This window comes from Pontibacter beigongshangensis (assembly GCF_014332515.1).
Taxonomy (GTDB): Bacteria; Bacteroidota; Bacteroidia; order Cytophagales; family Hymenobacteraceae; genus Pontibacter; species Pontibacter beigongshangensis.
The window spans coordinates 37,271-55,416 of record NZ_VFSD01000024.1 but is presented as its reverse complement, the minus strand read 5'-3'; the positions used below and the strand labels follow the sequence as shown (position 1 = coordinate 55,416).

At 50.4% G+C, this 18,146-nt stretch carries 20 protein-coding genes; 10 read left to right on the top strand and 10 right to left on the bottom strand.

Going from position 1 to position 18,146, the window contains the following annotated elements; genetic code table 11:
- The first annotated feature begins 194 nt into the window (after positions 1-194).
- Positions 195-749 carry a type 1 glutamine amidotransferase domain-containing protein gene (locus FJM74_RS17880; RefSeq protein WP_187264010.1) on the top strand — a complete coding sequence of 185 codons (555 nt, stop codon included), beginning with the start codon at positions 195-197 and terminating at the stop codon, positions 747-749.
- 95 nt (positions 750-844) lie between these two features.
- Here FJM74_RS17880 and FJM74_RS17875 read toward each other — a convergent pair whose 3' ends face one another.
- On the bottom strand, positions 845-1,603 hold the full coding sequence (locus FJM74_RS17875; protein WP_187264009.1) for a YceI family protein: 759 nt from the start codon (positions 1,601-1,603) through the stop codon (positions 845-847).
- 22 nt (positions 1,604-1,625) lie between these two features.
- Positions 1,626-2,267: a porin family protein gene (locus FJM74_RS17870; protein WP_187264008.1), complete on the bottom strand. Its 642-nt coding sequence runs from the start codon at positions 2,265-2,267 to the stop codon at positions 1,626-1,628.
- 474 nt (positions 2,268-2,741) lie between these two features.
- On the opposite strand from FJM74_RS17870, the gene FJM74_RS17865 reads away from it, so the two are divergent.
- The gene (locus tag FJM74_RS17865) at positions 2,742-3,644 is read left to right on the top strand and encodes a histone deacetylase family protein (RefSeq protein ID WP_187264007.1); all 903 of its coding nucleotides are present in this window, start codon (positions 2,742-2,744) and stop codon (positions 3,642-3,644) included.
- 332 nt (positions 3,645-3,976) lie between these two features.
- On the opposite strand, the gene FJM74_RS17860 is transcribed toward FJM74_RS17865, so the two are convergent.
- The 4 genes from FJM74_RS17860 to FJM74_RS17845 all read right to left on the bottom strand — a co-directional run bounded on the left by FJM74_RS17860 (position 3,977) and on the right by FJM74_RS17845 (position 7,355).
- Entirely contained in the window at positions 3,977-4,183 is a 207-nt protein-coding gene (locus FJM74_RS17860; protein WP_187264006.1) for a hypothetical protein, read from the bottom strand.
- A 99-nt stretch (positions 4,184-4,282) separates the two neighbouring features.
- Positions 4,283-4,999: a methyltransferase domain-containing protein gene (locus FJM74_RS17855; RefSeq protein WP_241739231.1), complete on the bottom strand. Its 717-nt coding sequence runs from the start codon at positions 4,997-4,999 to the stop codon at positions 4,283-4,285.
- The gene (locus FJM74_RS17850) at positions 4,989-6,101 is read right to left on the bottom strand and encodes a type III polyketide synthase (RefSeq protein ID WP_187264005.1); all 1,113 of its coding nucleotides are present in this window, start codon (positions 6,099-6,101) and stop codon (positions 4,989-4,991) included. Before FJM74_RS17850 ends, FJM74_RS17855 begins: the two co-directional genes overlap by 11 nt.
- Before the next feature lie 141 nt (positions 6,102-6,242).
- On the bottom strand, positions 6,243-7,355 hold the full coding sequence (locus FJM74_RS17845) for an NAD(P)/FAD-dependent oxidoreductase (RefSeq protein ID WP_187264004.1): 1,113 nt from the start codon (positions 7,353-7,355) through the stop codon (positions 6,243-6,245).
- Positions 7,356-7,517: 162 nt separating this feature from the next.
- Here FJM74_RS17845 and FJM74_RS17840 point away from each other — a divergent pair, with 162 nt between their 5' ends.
- Together FJM74_RS17840 and FJM74_RS17835 are read left to right on the top strand one after the other, a co-directional pair.
- Complete coding sequence (locus tag FJM74_RS17840; protein ID WP_187264003.1) at positions 7,518-7,901, top strand: T9SS type A sorting domain-containing protein; 384 nt, start codon at positions 7,518-7,520, stop codon at positions 7,899-7,901.
- 177 nt (positions 7,902-8,078) lie between these two features.
- Positions 8,079-8,477 (top strand): Spy/CpxP family protein refolding chaperone, encoded by a 399-nt coding sequence (locus FJM74_RS17835; protein WP_187264002.1) that lies wholly within the window; start codon positions 8,079-8,081, stop codon positions 8,475-8,477.
- A 493-nt stretch (positions 8,478-8,970) separates the two neighbouring features.
- On the opposite strand, the gene FJM74_RS17830 is transcribed toward FJM74_RS17835, so the two are convergent.
- Positions 8,971-9,285, bottom strand: coding sequence for a hypothetical protein (locus FJM74_RS17830; protein WP_187264001.1), 315 nt, complete (start codon positions 9,283-9,285; stop codon positions 8,971-8,973).
- Positions 9,286-9,629: 344 nt separating this feature from the next.
- Between FJM74_RS17830 and FJM74_RS17825 the strand changes: the two genes are divergently transcribed.
- The 3 genes from FJM74_RS17825 to FJM74_RS17815 all read left to right on the top strand — a co-directional run bounded on the left by FJM74_RS17825 (position 9,630) and on the right by FJM74_RS17815 (position 11,663).
- On the top strand, positions 9,630-10,190 hold the full coding sequence (locus FJM74_RS17825) for a hypothetical protein (protein WP_187264000.1): 561 nt from the start codon (positions 9,630-9,632) through the stop codon (positions 10,188-10,190).
- A gap of 81 nt (positions 10,191-10,271) precedes the next feature.
- Positions 10,272-10,895, top strand: a complete 624-nt coding sequence (locus tag FJM74_RS17820) for a WG repeat-containing protein (protein WP_187263999.1) — start codon at positions 10,272-10,274, stop codon at positions 10,893-10,895.
- Positions 10,896-11,093: 198 nt separating this feature from the next.
- Positions 11,094-11,663, top strand: coding sequence for a DUF4256 domain-containing protein (locus tag FJM74_RS17815; RefSeq protein ID WP_187263998.1), 570 nt, complete (start codon positions 11,094-11,096; stop codon positions 11,661-11,663).
- Positions 11,664-11,742: 79 nt separating this feature from the next.
- Here the strand turns inward: FJM74_RS17815 and FJM74_RS17810 are convergent, their stop codons facing one another.
- Positions 11,743-12,399, bottom strand: a complete 657-nt coding sequence (locus tag FJM74_RS17810) for a beta/alpha barrel domain-containing protein (protein ID WP_187263997.1) — start codon at positions 12,397-12,399, stop codon at positions 11,743-11,745.
- Between the two features lie 191 nt (positions 12,400-12,590).
- Positions 12,591-13,610, bottom strand: a complete 1,020-nt coding sequence (locus FJM74_RS17805; protein ID WP_187263996.1) for a sugar kinase — start codon at positions 13,608-13,610, stop codon at positions 12,591-12,593.
- A gap of 108 nt (positions 13,611-13,718) precedes the next feature.
- Here FJM74_RS17805 and FJM74_RS17800 point away from each other — a divergent pair, with 108 nt between their 5' ends.
- The 3 genes from FJM74_RS17800 (at position 13,719) to FJM74_RS17790 (ending at position 16,796) form a co-directional block, all read left to right on the top strand.
- Complete coding sequence (locus FJM74_RS17800) at positions 13,719-14,744, top strand: LacI family DNA-binding transcriptional regulator (protein WP_187263995.1); 1,026 nt, start codon at positions 13,719-13,721, stop codon at positions 14,742-14,744.
- A 283-nt stretch (positions 14,745-15,027) separates the two neighbouring features.
- Positions 15,028-15,870: a 5-dehydro-4-deoxy-D-glucuronate isomerase gene (gene kduI, locus FJM74_RS17795; protein ID WP_187263994.1), complete on the top strand. Its 843-nt coding sequence runs from the start codon at positions 15,028-15,030 to the stop codon at positions 15,868-15,870.
- Positions 15,871-16,004: 134 nt separating this feature from the next.
- Complete coding sequence (locus FJM74_RS17790; protein ID WP_187263993.1) at positions 16,005-16,796, top strand: gluconate 5-dehydrogenase; 792 nt, start codon at positions 16,005-16,007, stop codon at positions 16,794-16,796.
- A gap of 88 nt (positions 16,797-16,884) precedes the next feature.
- On the opposite strand, the gene FJM74_RS17785 is transcribed toward FJM74_RS17790, so the two are convergent.
- Positions 16,885-18,033 (bottom strand): methionine aminotransferase, encoded by a 1,149-nt coding sequence (locus FJM74_RS17785; RefSeq protein WP_187263992.1) that lies wholly within the window; start codon positions 18,031-18,033, stop codon positions 16,885-16,887.
- Positions 18,034-18,146: the final 113 nt, after the last annotated feature.

The following is an 18,146-nucleotide window of genomic DNA, read 5'->3' as shown; positions in this document are numbered from 1 at the left end:
TCTTTTTTCAACAAATAAGAATTCCTCTCGTTTATAAAGAGCTACAAAAGAAAACAGCGTTGCATTAAATTATCGCAGAGGGCAGGAGCACCAGTAGTAATATAGGTGCCTGAACCAATAAAAGTCCTGCGTACTGTGACTGGAAACCTGTATTCTCTTGCTTTTGATGTTTAACCTTAAAAATAAAATAAAAGATGGCTACACAACTGGCTGGAAAAAAGATAGCGATATTAGTAGATAATGGATTTGAGCAGGTAGAACTGACCGATCCGCAGAAAGCCTTAGAAGGTGCGGGCGCCGAAACGCACATCATTTCGCCACAGGATGGGGAAGTAAAAGCCTGGAAGCACACCGACTGGGGCGATAAGTTTAGAGTAGACAAAAAGATAAAGGAGGCCAGGGCAGAGGATTACGACGGTTTGCTGCTGCCAGGCGGCGTGATGAACCCGGACCACCTGCGCGGAAACAAGGAGGCCGTTGCGTTTGTAGACAAGTTCCTGACAAGCGGAAAACCAGTGGCCGCCATCTGCCACGGCCCCTGGACCCTGATCGAGACGGGTAAGGTAAAAGGGCTGAAAATGACAAGTTACCCAAGCCTGCAAACCGACCTGAAAAATGCCGGTGCAGAATGGGTAGACCAGGAGGTAGTAGTAGACAAAGGTATCGTGACGAGTCGGAACCCGAACGATATTCCGGCCTTTAATAAGAAGATAATCGAAGAATTTGCCGAGGGGAAACATGAGCGCTAAGCTCATGTAGTATTGTGACGAAGTGAAACGGCTGCCTTGCAAAGGGCAGCCGTTTCTTGTTAGTCGGTCCTGAGAAGGAGCAGGTGCTGCTGCCGCTACTCCGATTCTGCTAGCGAGTCGTCGGATGCGGGCCTGGCAACAATATCGAAGCCGATGTTGACGCTGGAGTAGATCGTCTTGTCACCAAGCGATTCGTCGGAGCGGTAAACCAGGCCCCACTGGGTGCGGTCTATGTTGAAATTTGCTTTGGCTCTCAGCTGGTCCTTCTCCAGCCTAACCTTTGCCGGAAAAGAGATGCTCCTGGCAGTGCCCTTAATAGTGAGGTTGCCCGTAATGGTGTGAGTCGGACTATTTATTTTAAGCTCGCTATAGTTGGCCCGGGTATGTGGTGTCGCTTCTTTTCTGGAAAGGCTGTCGTATGGGGCCACCGACACTATTTCGAAGGTGGCTGTAGGATGGTTCTCTACATCAAAGAAGTCGGCCGATTTCAGGTGGGTGGCCAGTTTCTTGCTGCTTTCTGCATTAATATTTTTGTCGGTGCAGACCAGTTTGGTAAGGTCAATCACAATGTGCCCACCACTGATCCTGCCCTGTAGCAGCTGCAGCTCACCGGTTTCTATACAGATAGTGCCATTGTGCCTGCCCGTCATTTTGGAGCCGATCCAGGTAACCTGGCTTTGGGCTGTGTCTATAATCATCGGCTCAGATGAGGCAAAGGGCCTGGCGCTTTGCAGGGGCTCACCTACCTCTGCGTCGTCCGTTTTTATGGTTGTGTCGCAAGCCGCCAGCTGCAACGCCAGGAGCATGCATGCCATAAGCCCGTAGACTTTTTCCCATCTGCTTTTGCCTCTCATGGTTAGTAATACGTTTATTCGCTTAAATGCCGATGCCCAGGTACACCTGGAAAACGCCGTTCTTGATATCTTCGTTAATTTTCTGGCCTAAATCGTTTTCTTTGCGCAGGTCAGTAAGGCCCAGGTAGTAGCGCGCGCCCAGTCTGAACCGGCTTATTCTGGCCTCGGCACCTACTGCCGCGCCATAGTCGAAGGTATTGTAAGGCGCCAGGTCAATTTCTTGTTCGCTTTCCTTTCCCGACATCAAAATACCGATCTGCGGGCCGGCATGAAAACTGATGTTGTCTGTTACGTTAACAACAGCCAGGATGGGTACGTTCAGATAGTCGAACCGGAAAGTAGAGTCGTTGCGCTCGTAGCCTCTGCGCGAATACAGCACTTCGGGCTGAATAGAGAACATCTCTGACAGCGCAAATTGCGCAAAAACGCCGGCATGGAAGCTGGTATGACCACTTACACTTCCGAGCAGGTCTTTGTCGCTGCCTCTTACCTGCGAAAAGTTTAAGCCCCCCTTAATGCCGAAGCCGGAGTTGTGTGTGTTTACGCCACCAAAAATATTGTGGTTCTGTTGCATGCCAGTTGGTCCGCCATAATCTTCTTGCTGGGCGTGGGCTGCAAAAACTAGGGTAAGTAATATCGCAAAAGTGGTTAGTGTCTTTCTCATAGTTCCGTTGGTTAGGAGGTGTAGTAAGTATCTTTTTGTGAGAATACTCTTAGTATATACTCCTTTAGGAATATGATGGGTTACAAAATGCCTCCTGGCCCTGCCCGGGAAGGGTGCAAAATGCCTGGTGAGGACACGGTTTTTTTTAAACGTAACTGGTCGCTAAAAGGCTGGTCATAACTATATCTATGAAAAAAATGTTAAGAAAAGTTGTATTTGTTAACACGCTTTTAACAAACAATAGTGGATAAACATAGGATGTTAACAAAGTTATCCACATTTTAAAGTTTTTTCAATAACAGCAGTGTAAGGTTCCTATATACGCTTCAGAAAAAGTTGCAGACTTAATTGGTCAGATCCGGAGAAGGGGCAGCCCGGTTGATATGGAAAGCCACAGAAGTGATATGGAAAGCCACAGAAGATTTTGTGCCTCGCCTCAAAACTTCTGTTCCCGCTTTGTTGTTACTTTGTGATATGCTTAAAATTGCCTGGTCCGATATATTTGCTCATTCCCTGCCCGAGGGCCATCGTTTTCCGATGGAGAAGTATGACCTGCTGCCTGAGCAGCTGCTCTACGAGGGCACCATTACCGCTCAGAACCTGTTTGCGCCGGCCCCGCTCGAAGACGCAGTTATAACGGCCACACACGATGCTGCCTACTGGCACCGGCTGCGCCACCTGCAGCTCACCCCGTCCGAAATCAGGAAAACAGGATTTCCGCACTCTGAGGAACTGATAAACCGCGAGATCGTGATCATGAACGGAACGGTGCAGGCTGCACTGTTTGCGCTGGAGTTTGGCATCGGGATGAATATTGCCGGCGGTACCCACCACGCCTTTACCGACAGGGGCGAAGGTTTCTGCCTGCTAAACGACATAGCCATTGCAGCCAATTACCTGCTCCGGCACAAGGGTATCGGTAAAATTCTGGTAGTAGACCTGGATGTGCATCAGGGCAACGGCACGGCCGAGATTTTCCGGGAGGAGCCACGGGTTTTTACCTTCAGCATGCACGGCGGCAACAATTACCCGCACCGCAAGGAGCAGTCGGACCTGGATCTTCCGCTGCCTGACGGCACCGACGACAAAGCTTACTTGGCTATGCTGAACAATACGCTGCCCCGCCTGCTGCAGGAGCAGGAGCCGGAGTTTGTGTTCTTTCAGTCGGGGGTAGATGTGCTGGCAACCGATAAGCTGGGCAAACTGGGCATGACCATAGCCGGCTGCAAAGAGCGCGACCGGCTGGTGCTGGAGCTGTGCGCTAAACAGAAGCTGCCGGTAACGGTAAGTATGGGAGGCGGCTATTCCAAGCAGATCGCCCATATTGTAGAGGCCCATGCCAACACGTTCCGGCTGGCACAGCACATTTTCTTTTAGGTTCTGGCATGGTCAGGTATAAAAGCAGCTGCATTACAAATTATTCCAATGAAAATGCCCCTCCGGATGCTTCTGCTGCTCCTGCTGCTCCTGCTGCTGCTCTTCCAGATTGTAGCTGTTCCGTTTTTTTTTGTCTGAATCAGAATACCCAGAATTTGAGAATGTGCAGAATATTTCAACATCGTATTGACCGCCTTTGTTGATTCCACACGTTCTTAATCAGTCAGAAGCATCTTTAAAATGTCTTATCCCCAAACCAACCATTTAACATTTAAGCCATTTAACCTTTCAGCAATTAGCACATCAGCACATTAAACCATCAGCACATTAACTTACTCTCTTTTCTTCAGCTTGTCGGTATCGCTTTTGCGGCGTGGCAGGAGCAGCCTTAAGATCAGGTAAATAATGGGGGCAAGGGCCATGACCAGGATCACGTAAATTATCAGTTTTAGTGCCTTAAAGAACAATGAAATGGCGATAACCGACAGGATGATGGAAACGATAAAGAGAAGCCAGAATTGAATGGTGCCTTTGTTCATAGCGGTTATGTTGGAATGAAAAATGCTTTTTGCAGCTAACTACACGCCGCTGCTTTATTACCAGAAAACGGGCAGGCATGTTTACGGAAACGGCGGCCCTTAGATGCTGTCCTTTCTCAGGATCAGCTGCCACCGGAATGCCCACATCCAGCTGAGTTTAAAGTTAGGCGTATTGGCCTGCTGCAGTAGCTGGTGCAGTTCCCCTCTTTTAAAAGCCCTCCAAACCGATAGGGGCGCATCGTTCTTGACCAGGTAAGATCTGGAGAAAAGGGCGGTTATCCATTTTATAGAATAGTAAGCCAGCCAGTGCCGGTGCAGGTCGTTTACAATGACGGCCACCTGCGCCTGTGCGTGTAGCTGGCTAAAGAGCCGCACCAGCTGTGCATCGGTGAAATGATGGCAGAAGAGGCTGCAGACAATCACATCGTAAGGCTGCCGGCTAAAACGGTCGGAAAACACATCGTGCAGCTCCACCTTTATTTCGGGGTAAGCGGTGCTGTGCTGGCGGGCATACTGCACCATAAAATCGTTGGCGTCTATGCCTGTCAGTTCTACGGCTACTCCCTTACGCCTGGCCCACCTGGCCATGGCCCGCAGCATGTCGCCGCCGCCACAGCCTATATCGGCAATGAGGAGCGGCCTGAGTGGCTGCTTGCGGTCTGCTACCAGCTGGTTCAGGGCGTGCAGTACTACTTTGTGGCCACCCAGCCAGTGGTTGATCGCTTCCAGCTCCTGCAGGTTTCGGCGCAGGTCCTCACCAGAAAGGGTGAGGTCGTCCATCAGCTCTGGCTTGTTTGTCCTTTCCTTAAGCAGCATAATGCACTTTCAGTAACATAGACTCCAGGGTAAGGCCGGGGCCGAAGGCAAAGCTCAACACAGGCTCATCGCGGTTCTCCAGCGTAAGCGAGGCCATCAGCGACTTCAGCACAAACAGCACCGTGGCCGACGACATGTTGCCAAAATCCTGCAGCACCTGGTAGGCAAAGCGGTTGTGGTGGCGCGGCATGCCGAGTTCCTGCTCTATTACCTCCAGTATGCGGCGGCCGCCGGGGTGTATGGCAAAATGGCGTATATCAGCGATAGTAGTTTTGAGCCCCAGCAGCAGCCGCTCCGTCAGGTGCCGGATGCCACTCTTGATCAGGTCGGGCACGTACGAAGACAGTGTCATCTCAAAGCCGGTGTCGCCGATGTGCCAGGCCATGTCGCGCTTGCCGGCTGGTGCCAGGTCGCAGTGGAACGACTGCAGCTCCAGGCTCATTGGGGTGCAGGGCCGCCCCTGCAGCAGCACGGCCGCTGCGCCATCGCCAAACAGCGCATTAGATACCAATTGGTCGTGGGCAGCATTCTTCTGGAAGTGGATGGTGCAGAGTTCGGTGCACACCATCAACACGTTGGCGCCAGCATCGGCCTTGCAAATAGCATCGGCCAGTTTCAGGGCGTTGAAGGCGGCATAGCAGCCCATAAAGTTAACGGCGGTGCGCTGCACGTTTGGCGACAAGGCCAGCCGCTCCACCAACTCAATGTCGAGGCCGGGCGCGTACATGCCCGTGCAGCTAACCGTGATCAGGTGCGTAATATCTGCCAGCTGAAAATTGGGAACATCTAAGATGCAGTTCCGGACGGCTGCCTCAGACAAGGTTACGGCGTGCTGCCGGTACACCTCCATGCGCTGCTGCACCGTCGGGAAAGGCTCCAGGTCGGGGGTGTTGGGGTAAAAGGTGAATTCTCCGTTTGCGCGGGTATAGTCTTCCAGCACGGTATAGCGCCGGCCGATGCCAGAAACCCGATACAGTGCTTTCAGCTTGCGGGTCTGCGGCTCATCAAACTGAAGGGCAGCGGCCATGAAGTCTGCGACCTGCATCTGTGGGATCATATGTGGCGGGTTAGCCGTGCCAATGGCACATATGTAGCTTTTCATGCTTTGTTGTTTCTGGTTAATTGCCCCTCTTACACCACAGGCCCGGCGAGACATTACAGGGCAGGAAACACGCTTATAAGGATGAACATTACCTACGGATTAAGGCTTGTGTTAGATGTATTCTACACAAACAATCTGTGCTCAAAAAGGTTGTCCGTGGGTTTGGCGCATCAGAAGCTGCACGGCGGAAGGCAGCTGTTTCAGAGCGCCGACAGCCAGCTCGGTGAGCACCGGGTGGCCAAAAAGCCGCTGCACCGCCCGCCCGATCTGCAACCTGGTGGCAAACTGGTTTTTCCAGGCTTTGGAATACCCCTGCTCCAGCTGCTCCCGGTTGCGCCCGTTTGTAAAGTACGTCAGCACCTGCTCTGTGGCCAGTTTGCCGGAGTGTATGGCCATCGCCATGCCGTTGCCGCAAAGCGGCGCGATCATGCCTGCCGCGTCGCCGCACATAAGCATGTGGTCTTCCAGGCAGCTCTTGGTAGCGAAACTCACCTCGTTGATCACTTCCGGCTGCGCATATAAAAACTCGGCTTCCTGAAAAATGCGTCGCAGGTGCGGGTTCTGGTGCAGCACGGCTTTTTCCATGGCCGGAATGGTGCCGTGGGTGCGGAGGTTCTGGCGGGTGGTGAGGTAGCAGAAGCAGTAGCGGTCGTTCTCTACGGCAGATATGCCGGCGTAGCCATCCTTAAAATTGTGCAAAGCGATCTGGTCTTTGGGGAGCGGCAGGCGCACATGGTACTTTACTCCGATGTAGGGCGAGCGCTGACGGAAGAATGGCCTGTTGAGATTGCGGTCGAGAGAGGCGCGTTTGCCGTAGGCTCCCAGCACCACCGGCGCCTGCAGGGTGAGCCCGTCTGCCAGCTGTATCGTAAAGGCGTCGTGGGAGAAGGTGACCTTTTCTGCCTGCCTGCGGGTGTGGAACCGGACGCCCTGCTGCAGCGCCACCTGGTACAGAAAATGGTCGAGGGTATAGCGGCTCAGCCCCCAGCCCCCGAGGTCCAGATTCGCCTCCAGCGTTCTTCCAGAGGGGGAGCTGAGCAGAAACCGGCTGATGCGGACGGGCTGCAGGGGAGCCGGGTCAGCGCCAAGCGCAGCCAGGTAAGGCAGCACTTCGTTCGAGACATATTCGCCGCAAACACGGTGGAAAGGATAGGCTTTTTTTTCGACCAGCGTTACTGCGAGCCCCTGTCTGGCAAGCCCGATGCTGCTGATCAGCCCGGCTAATCCTCCTCCTATAATAACGATATCTTCCAAATATTTTTTTGAAAAGGAATATTATGAATTTAATACAATATAGCTACAAAAATTTATGAAAATCGATTTGATTTATATGGTAAAATACAATAACTTAATTTAAATTGAAGCGTTTTAATACAAATAGACCTATATTAATACGCATATTGATCTGAACTATCCATGAAGCAAATTATACTAACCTTCTTTTTAACCTTAGCTGTGCTTGTGGCTCAAGCGCAGGCCCGGAGTTCTGTGCCCGGTCCTGTGGTGCAACCCGACAAAGAGAAAGTGCAGGAGGAGGTACAACAGGAGGAGCAGGAGATAGCTATATACCCGAATCCTAATGCCGGGGTTTTCACTGTGTCGTTGCCCAATGCGGAGGCAAAGCATGCCGAACTGCGCGTGATGAACGTAATCGGCAACGAAATTCACCGGGAGGTGCTCACCAGAACAAATGCACAGTTTTCTACAACCATCAACCTGACCAGGTTTGCCAAAGGCCTCTACTACGTAAAACTGGAAACCGACAATTTCAGCGCTATCCGGCGGGTGGTGATAAAATGAGGTACTAGATATTAGATTTTAGCTAGCGTAGTTTTTAGCTAACATAACACATCGGCAGCAGGCGGCTCTCTGGAAACAGGAAGGCCGCTTTTTTGTTTTTATGAATTTTTTTCAGGTGGCTTAAACCCTTTGGCAGTTGCTTTGTCAAAGAATAAATGTTCATAAAATACAAGAGCCATGAAAAGATTGACCACCCTTACCCGCATCCTGATGATTTGTTTAGGCCTTTTTCTGTCGTTTGGTGCTGCGGCACAGCAGGGGCAGCGGCAAAGCATGCAGGAGCGACATGCCCAGATGCTGAAGGAGTATAAGGAGCAACTGAACCTGACAGATGAGCAGGTGACTAAACTGGAAGCCATTTATGCCAGCACCGGAGCACAGCAGCAAGCCCTGCGCAACCAGAATGCCAACCGCGAGGAAATGATGACAAAGCGCCGCGAGTTGATGACTAAAACCCAGGCAGAGGTCAGGGCTGTACTGACGGAGGAGCAGGCCAAAAAATTTGATGTGATGGTAGCCGAGCGCCAGCAGCGTATGCGCAACGGGCAGGGGCAGCGACCACGCAGCAACAATTAAGGCTTCGCCGGATTAAAAATAAAAAATTATGGATGATAGGCTGGTGCTGTTTTCCTGATCTTGGATTTGGCCCGGCTGTGTATCGGTAAGTAATTCTGGAACCCGCTCAGGTGTAATGCCTGGGCGGGTTTATTTTTTGAACGCTCTGTGTTGTTTTTACTCAACAGGTTTGTAAACCTGGTTTTGACTTAGGTACTGATTTTACGCAGCAGCAGCAGCAGAGGCTCCGGAGGGCCATTTTCATTTAAATAATCTGGTCTGGCACAAACCTCGCTTTGGGAGAGCTGCTGCTGTTCCCTCAGGCACTCGCAGGAGCTGCGCACGCTGCGAGGTCTTTGCTGCTGTTCAACAGGATTTACATGACAGCAGCATATGCCTCAGCCGCCTGTGCTATAAAATTGCCAAGGATTTAATTTGCGTAACATCAGTTGGGTAGTAGCTTGTAAATTATTCTAATGAAAAAGCCCCTCCGGAGCCTCTGCTGCTCCTGCTGCTACTCAGGCAGAATGGCTTTTGGTATAAAGCCAACGTAAACTTTTTCTTCTTTCCGGACACGTACTTTCGTGAAAATCACATCCGATGTATCGAGTATCTGCAGGTCCTGTGCGTTATCGAAGCTGGTAAGTGTGGCGCCTTCAAAGCTGGCTTCGTCGTAAAGTTGTCCGCCAACCAGAGGTTTGGTGATGCTGATCACATCTGCCGGCAGGCTGTGGTCTGCTGCTGTTCTCTCGTCTGTGGTAGAAGTGTTGCTGCAGGCAGAAGAGAGGAGAAGCAAAATCAGCAGGCAAACTATCTGTAGTGGCTTCATAAAATTATTGCGTGTATAAATGCTATATGGCAGCGCCTCATAAAAGTTGCCTGCAGGAACAGGTTTCTTGCAGAGCAGCAGCTTTTTAATGTGCCAAGGGCTAAAAAGGTTACTATGTGTTTTTCTCCCTTTTAGCTTCCTGTGAGAGCAAAGCCTTTGGCAAAAGACATCTCGAATTTTTTTCTCCTGGGAATCCTTAGAGTGGGCGGCTTCTATAAAGATTCAGACGGGTTGGTCAGGCAACTGGTCAGCAGCAGGAGCAGCAAAGTGCTCCGGAGGGGCTTTTTGATTAGAATAATTTGCGAAGGATGGTATTTTAATTTGGTTATATAGTATATTCGGTAATGGTATTACGTTTAGCCAACCACCGTTTTGCGGGTATACGTAATTATTACTGTTATACTACCGTTGTAAGAAACCTCAAAGAAATAGAAATGCTAAATATTTTTACGAAATCTAAGTTTCCTTCAAAGCTTCCGATTCAGAGGATGGAAGACTACCACACACATTATTTAGGTAAATGCGGAGATGGTAGACGATTCTTTGGGTATGAAACCTTCGCTTTTCTGCAATCATATTGGGAATCGCCACCAGAAGAACGTGAAAAGCATAGGATTGAATTTGCCGTTCTGTACTTGTTTGACAATAAAGGCAAATTTAGAGAAGTAAAGTATTGGTCATCTAAAGACAAGACTGACACTTTTAACACATCTGATAAACTGGAAGAGTTAGTGCAATCGCTCGGAGCTGTTGAATACTGTGACATAGAAGTAGAACTGTTTGAAACTGAGATAGAAGGAATAAAGTTTGGCTTAATCCCTAATGAAGAAGCAGAATCAATCGACCTACAACCAAGCTCAACAATCTCTTTTCAGGAGCCTTGGGACGGTGAGTATTATACATAAGTTAAGAATGGCACCTTACAACACCAGCTATAATGCATGAGCGCATCATAGCAAAACCGTTAGCGTTAATACTAAGAAACCATGCGAAAAAGCCAAATAATGGCAATTACATTCTTGCTTCTGTTTTGGAACTGTTCTTATGGACAAAAGAAATTCAGAGTTGAAGTAAAAGAAACTGGAACCTGGAGAGAAATTTATACGCTGGTTGACGAAGAAGGAAAAATAATCAGGCAATTGGACACCGCAAAGTATTACCTGTCATTCAATAACGACCAATATGTCTATTTTGCAGTATTTGGGAAAAAAGGGAGTTCCGGTTGGACCGCTATTGACGCACATGAAAACGAATTGTTTAAAGTATATAATACCAGCCAGGGAGAACCAAGCCCTGACTATTTGATAGAAAATAAGATTAGAATTGTAGACGAAAATGCCAAAATTGGTTTTGCAAATGAAAGAGGGGAAACCATCATACATCCCCGGTTCGACATGGTAACTTCCTTCTATAAAAACAAAGCCATAATTGGACAGCTATGTAAGGAAGTTCCCTGGGACGAACATGCAAAAGAGACAGATTGCCAGCATTATTCCATTGGATGCGAAAAGCATGGCTACATAAATAACAAAGGCATCGTAATTAAAATCGGTGCATACTCATTTGACCAAATTATGAAGGAAATCGGCTGGAAGATGCCTGACGATTAAAAGCACTAACGCCACCGAGATATAACCATCCGCCTTCTGCCGACGGCCTTGCACACTGATTGTAATCACCGCAGGACAAGACAAATAAGTTTCAGGAGGACCAGGTCCGGCTCGAAAGCTGCTGGCGAATAGTTTGATCTTGGAACCTGCAGAGGGCAGCGCCGCCTCAATCCTACCACTCATAAACAAACACATCGTATGACAAAACAAAGCCATAAGGACACGTCTCCAGCGCAACGAGAAAAACTGTTCAGCATACTGAAAGCCCGTTTTGAGAAAAACATGAGCCGCCACGAAGGCCTTGTATGGACGAACGTACAGGCAAAGCTGGAGGCAAATCCTGAAAAACTGTGGTCGCTCCATGAAATGGAAAATACAGGAGGAGAGCCGGATGTTGTCGGGCAGGATAACAAGTCGGGCGAGTACATCTTTTACGACTGTTCAGCGGAAAGCCCTAAAGGACGCAGAAGTGTTTGTTACGACCGCGAGGGAATGGAATCGAGAAAAGAACATAGGCCGGAGAACAACGCTGTTGATATGGCGGCTGCCATGGGCATCGAACTACTAACAGAAGAACAGTATCGGGAACTGCAGAAACTCGGAAACTTCGATTTGAAAACATCGAGCTGGGTAAAAACACCTGCCGCTATCCGGAAACTTGGTGGCGCCCTCTTCTGCGATCGCCGCTACGACACTGTTTTCCTGTATCACAACGGCGCCCAATCGTACTACAGTGCCAGGGCGTTCCGGGGTGCGCTAAGGATTTAGCCTGAAATACCAAAAGGCCCATTCCATAGAATTATTCTAATGAAAATGGGCCTTCCGGGCTATAAATTATCTGCTGCTGCTACTTCTTCACCATCTCCAGCATATTTGCGGCGCGTTTGCTTAGCCACTCATAGCCATCGCCGGCATCTGCTGGTTTCTCGAACAATTTGGAGCCCAGGCCAGTGGCAGTTACGCCGGCACTGAACCACTCATCGAGGCTTTCTTTGGTTGGTGCCACGCCGCCGGTTGGCATAAAGAGCAGCTTCGGGAACAGTTCTTTAATGGCTTTCAGGAAGCCGCTGCCCAGTACGTTGCCCGGAAACAGTTTCACGAGGCTTGCCCCGGCTTTCTCGGCCTGGTCGATCTCGGTTGGCGTCATGCAGCCAGGTATCCAGAGCAGCCCCTGCGCGTGCACCGTTTTGGCAATGTCGGCGTTCATGATCGGGCTCACGATAAAGTCGGCGCCGGCCTCTATAAACTTGGTGGCTGTTTCGCTGTCCTTAATCGTGCCGATGCCCAGCTTCATGCCCGGGTACTGCGCTTTGGCTGTTTCTACCAGCACCTTAAAGTTGGCAAGCGCCTGCTCGCCGCGGTTGGTAAACTCAAATACCCGCATGCCGCCTTCGTAGCAAGCTGCCAGCACGGCCTTGCAAACTTCAGGGTCAGCGTTGAAAAATACGGGAATAACCGGTGATGTTTTGATGGTATCTAATACCTGGTTTTTATCTGTTGCCATTTTCTTTTTTTAAGATGTTAGATGTTAGATATTAGATGTTAGACTTTTCTTAAAATACTCAGATGATAAAAGTCACAAATGATCTTGTAGCATCTCCAAAGGAAGAATCCATAAAATGGAGGCTACTTTGCTTTAACATGGCAATGAGTGAAACTGTAAAAATCTAGCATCTAATATCTAACATCTAGAATCTAATGGATAATATGTTGTTTGATATGCGATAAGGAGTGGTTTCCGAAGTCGCCGGAAACGAAAAGCTTCTGGTAGGCCGAGGCGGTAGCGAAATCAACGACATCCTGCCCTTCCAGTTGCCCGTGCAGGCTGTAGATGAGGCCGGCCATGAACGCGTCGCCGCTGCCGATCCGGTCCACTACTTCCTGGGTTTCGTACACATGCGATACGTATTGCTGCTGCCCGTTGTAGTAAGTGCCGTAGAAGAGGTTGTGGTTCGGGCTGTCCATAAACCGGAACGTGAAGGCCACATGCTTGCACGCCGGAAAAGCCTGCATAATAGCCCTGGCCGATTGCTCTGCATGCTGCAGGTATTCCTCCTGACTGGTTTCACGGTGCAGGCCTTCGGCTATCGGAGTGCCCAGCATCACATTAGCTGCCCAGATGTTGCCCATGACCACATCGCAGTACTGCACCAGCTCCGGCATTACCTCGAGCGGGGTTTTGCCGTAGGTCCAGAGGCGGTTGCGGTAGTTCAGGTCTACCGATACAGTCAGCCCCAGTTTTTTGGCTGCTACCAGCGCCTCTTTGCAGATAGTGGCTACGTTCTCGTTCAGGGCCGGGGTAATGGCGCTCCAATGGAACCACGAGAAATCTTTCAGGATGCTTTCCCAGTCGATGCTGCCGGGCGTGAGCTGGCTGAAAGAAGAGTATTTGCGGTCGTACACCACCTGGCCGGTGCTCAGGCCATTGGCCGACAATAAAAAGTAAAGTCCCACGCGGTCGCCCTGCTTCAGTACCAGGTCGGTTTTTACGCCACGCCGCTCCAGTTCCTCCAGCGCCTTGGCCGAGAGTTCGTTTTCGGGCACGCAGGTAAGGTAGGAGCAGGGGATGTCCCAAAGGCCCAGGGAGGCGGCCACATTCGCTTCAGCTCCGCCCGGATAAATCTGTAATAGGTTATCTGCAGATTCCAGGCTTTTGTCTACGGAAGCCAGGCGCCACAACAACTCACCAAAAATGAGAACTTTCCCTTCTCTCATATGCTTTTATTCTGTTAGGGGTGTACTTAAATTTTGACCGTTTAAGGTTGAACTTTGACTAAAGTTAGGTAGATTTACTTTCTTTGCAAACGATTGCAGGAATTATCCATGAAGAAACAAGTTCAGCACACGATAAAGGATATTGCCGCCACCCTTGGCCTTTCTATCTCCACTGTGTCGCGTGCCCTGAACGACCACCCGCACATCAGCCAGAGTACCAAGCAACGGGTGCGGGAGGCTGTCGAAAAGCTGGATTACCGCCACAACGCGCTGGCTGCCAGCCTCCGCAATAGCAGGTCCAACATGATCGGCCTGATCGCGCCCCGCATCACCATGTACTTCCAGTCTACTGTTATCACGGCCATTCAGCACAAGCTGCACGAGTACGGCTACAACCTGATGGTGTGCCAGTCTAACGACTCGCCTGCCATCGAGAAAGAACTGGTGGGCGTAATGTACGCCTCGCGTGTGGATGGCCTGATCGTGTCGTCTACACTATATACCGAAGACTTTTCGCATTTCGATATTTTTAACAGAGCCAATATACCGCTGGTTTTTTATGACCGGGTGCCGCACAATTACCCGGCTCACAAAATTCAGGGCGACGATTACCAGGGCGGTTACCAGACCACGCGCCACCTGCTCGAACAAGGGGCCAGGAAGATTGCCTATATCACGGGCCCCTTAAGCTGCAAGCTGTACCGCGACCGGTATGAGGGCTACCAGGAGGCGCTTCGGGAGTTTGACATGACGCCCGACGAGAGCCTGATGTTTTGCCACGAACTGAACAAGAAGAACGCGCAGCTGACCTGCAAGGCGCTTTTTGCAGAAGGTGGTTTGCCGGATGCTGTTTTTGCGGGTAACGACACTACTGCTGTAGCGGTCGTGCAGTGCGCCAAGGCAAAAGGAATTTCTGTTCCCCAACAGCTAAAGGTGACCGGCTACTCCAACGACTCTCGCACCGAAATTATTGAGCCGCCCATAACCTCGGTAGAGCAGTTCCCCTACGAAGTGGGGGTGCAGGCAGCCACGCTGATGTTGGAGCTGCTGGAGCAGAAAACTAATCACAGCCAGAACCATATCTCCCTTATCACGCCTATCGAATTGGTAATAAGGCGCTCCAGCAGGCTGTAATTTGAATTTTTAACTGGCAACTGCTGCCTGAAAAGCACTGGAAATAGGCTTTTGTAAGGAGATGGTTAGAGTAAATGCTGAAAACCGGCAAACTACATGGGAAGAACATTTAAAATGGTTAAATTTGATATGCTTATAGGAATAAGTATACTTTATTAGATTAACATAAGGCTGTTTGAACTGGTAAGCAGTGCAAGTAACCTTTAGTTTTTACAGGTAAGAATTAAGATTTTATTTTGTCCTGCATCTGGTTGTGCAGGCTTCACTCCAAAAATATATAAATATGAGTATGCAATTTGATGTGCGCTATGCCGTAAGTCCGCAGGAAACCAAGCAGATGGACACAGAAGCGCTGAGAAAAAATTTCCTGATTGAAACCGTTTTCGCAGCTGATCAGATTCAGCTGACCTATACTCATTACGACCGTTACATGGCTGGAGGTACCATGCCCGTAAGCAAGAGCGTAAAGCTGGAAACGATAGATCCGCTGAAGGCTGAGTTCTTTCTGGAAAGAAGAGAGATGGGCATCATAAACGTAGGGGGCGCCGGTACGGTAGAGGCCGACGGGCAGAGATTTGAGCTTCAGAACAAGGAGGCCCTGTACCTGGGCAGAGGCACCAAAGACGTAACGTTCTCAAGCGCCGATTCAGGGAACCCCGCCAAGTTCTATATCAACTCAGCTCCGGCACACCATGCCTACCCTTCTAAAAAAGTTACCCGCGAGCAGGCAGAGGTTGTGGAGCTCGGAAGCCTCGAAACCGCCAATGCCCGAACCATTACCAAGCTGTTGGTAGCAGGCGTTATAGAAACCTGCCAGGTGCAAATGGGCATGACGGAGCTGAAGACCGGAAGCGTTTGGAACACCATGCCAGCCCACTCGCACGATCGCCGTATGGAAGTATACCTGTACTTTGATGTGCCGGCAGAGCAGTCGGTGTGCCACTTTATGGGAGAGCCTACCGAAACGCGCCACATCTGGATGCAAAACGAGCAGGCGGTCATTTCGCCGCCATGGTCTATCCACTCCGGTTCAGGCACTTCTAATTACACCTTTATCTGGGGCATGGCCGGCGAGAACCTCGACTACGGCGACATGGACATCCGCAAGATCACTGAGTTAAGATAGCAGGTAAAAAGGTACAGGCCTGAAATTAAGTTTGATGAGGCCTGTGTAGGCTTTTTGCAAAACAACATACTACTCTGTCCGGAGTTTCGCCCGCGAAGCTTCGGACAGACTCTGACCCATTAAACCTCAACAATATGATATTAAAGCAATTTGACCTGACCGGCAAGGTGGCCTGGATAACTGGCGGCACCCACGGTTTAGGCATGGCTATGGCCATGGCGCTTGGCGAAGCAGGTGCCACTGTTGTCGTAAACGGCAACTCCTCGCAGGAGAAAATAGACAAGGCGGTAGAGGCCTACAAGGCTGCCGGCATTAAAGCCTACGGCTACCGCTGCAATGTTACGGACCAGCAGCAGGTAGTGCAACTGGTGGCCACCATAGAGCAGGAGGTGGGCCCGATCGATATTCTGGTTAACAATGCTGGTATTATTAAGCGCATTCCGCTGGTAGATATGCCGTTGGAGGAGTGGAAAGAGGTAATTGATGTAGACCTTACTTCGCCATTCATTGTAACGCAGGCGGTTATTAAAGGCATGATCGGGCGCGGCCAGGGAAAAGTGATCAACATCTGCTCCATGATGAGCGAGCTGGGCCGCCAGAACGTTGGCGCTTACGCCGCAGCCAAGGGCGGACTCAAAATGCTGACCAAGAACATGGCCACGGAATGGGCCAAGTTCAATATTCAGGTAAACGGCCTGGGGCCCGGCTATTTTGCCACCTCCCAAACGGCTCCAATTCGGGTAGACGGCAACCCGTTCTTCGACTTTATTAATAACCGCACGCCTGCAGGTAAGTGGGGAGAGCCAGAAGAATTGGGCGGCGCCATCGTATTCCTGGCTTCGCAGGCAAGCAACTTCGTGAATGGCCAGATACTGTATGTGGATGGTGGCATTCTGGCAACTATCGGTAAGCCGGCCAACGAGTAACAGCTGAGAAAATTAAGTGTTAAAAGCCTCTCTTTCTGCCAGAAGGAGAGGCTTTTTTTGGGCTGGTGCTGCGCCTGAAAAAGCGTAGCTACAGCTCCACGAGTCGTTCGGCAGCCTGGCGCAGGGTGTCTTCAGATTTTGCGAAGCAGAAGCGCAGGAAATTGTTGTCGGTTTTGTCGTGGTAAAACACCGACACCGGAATAGAGGCCACGCCTATTTCCCGGGTAAGCCGCTTGGCAAAGTCCAGGTCGTGCTCCTGCGAGATGGCATCGTACCGGGCGAGCTGAAAGTAGGTGCCGGACGATGGCAACACCTGAAACCGGGATGGCTCCAGCAACTGGCAGAACAGGTCGCGCTTGGCCTGGTAGAAATGGGGTAGCGTGCGGTAATGGGTGTCGTTATCCAGGTAATCGGCAATGGCCAGCTGCATGGGGGTAACGGTGCTGAAGGTGAGGAACTGGTGCATCTTGCGCAGCTCGGTGGTAAGGGCAGGCGGCGCAATGGCATAGCCTATTTTCCAGCCGGTGGTGTGGTAGGTTTTGCCAAAAGAGGAGATCACCATGCTGCGCGTGCGCAGTGAGGGGTGCCGCAATACACTGCTGTGGGTGTCTCCATCAAACACCATGTGCTCGTACACCTCATCGCTGATCACCAGTATATCGGTGCTGTCGATAATGCTGGCCAGCGTTTCCATGTCCTGGTGCGTCATAACGGCACCGGTTGGGTTATGCGGCGTGTTGATAATGATGGCACGTGTACGGGAAGAGATGCGTTTCTTTACCAGGTTCCAGTCTACATGAAAATCTGGCACTACCAGCGGCACATGAATCGGGATGCCTCCCGCCAGCCGGATGGCCGGTATATAGGCATCATAGCATGGCTCCAGCACCACCACCTCGTCTCCGGCTTTCACTACGGCGGCTATGGCGGCAAACAAAGCCTCTGTGGCACCAGATGTTACCGTTATCTCGCGCTCGGGGTCTGGCTGATAATCATACATAAGCTGTGTTTTTTCACTGATTTTTTCCCGCAGCCGCTTTACCCCAGGCATGGGGGCATACTGGTTATGGCCGTCGCGCATGTGCCTGGTAACGAGCTCAATTAGTTCTTCGGGGCAGTTAAAGTCCGGAAATCCTTGTGAGAGGTTAATGGCCTGATGCTCGGTTGCCAGCCCCGACATAATGGTGAAAATGGTGGTGTTGATGTCAGGGAGCTTGCTGGAGGGGTAGTTTATCATGGGGAAAGATCAGTTATTCGCATGTAGAGCAGGTATACGTTTTGTTTTCTGTGCTGCAAAAACAAAATGTACACATGTTCTAATATAGACAAATGCCATGAAAATTTGCATTA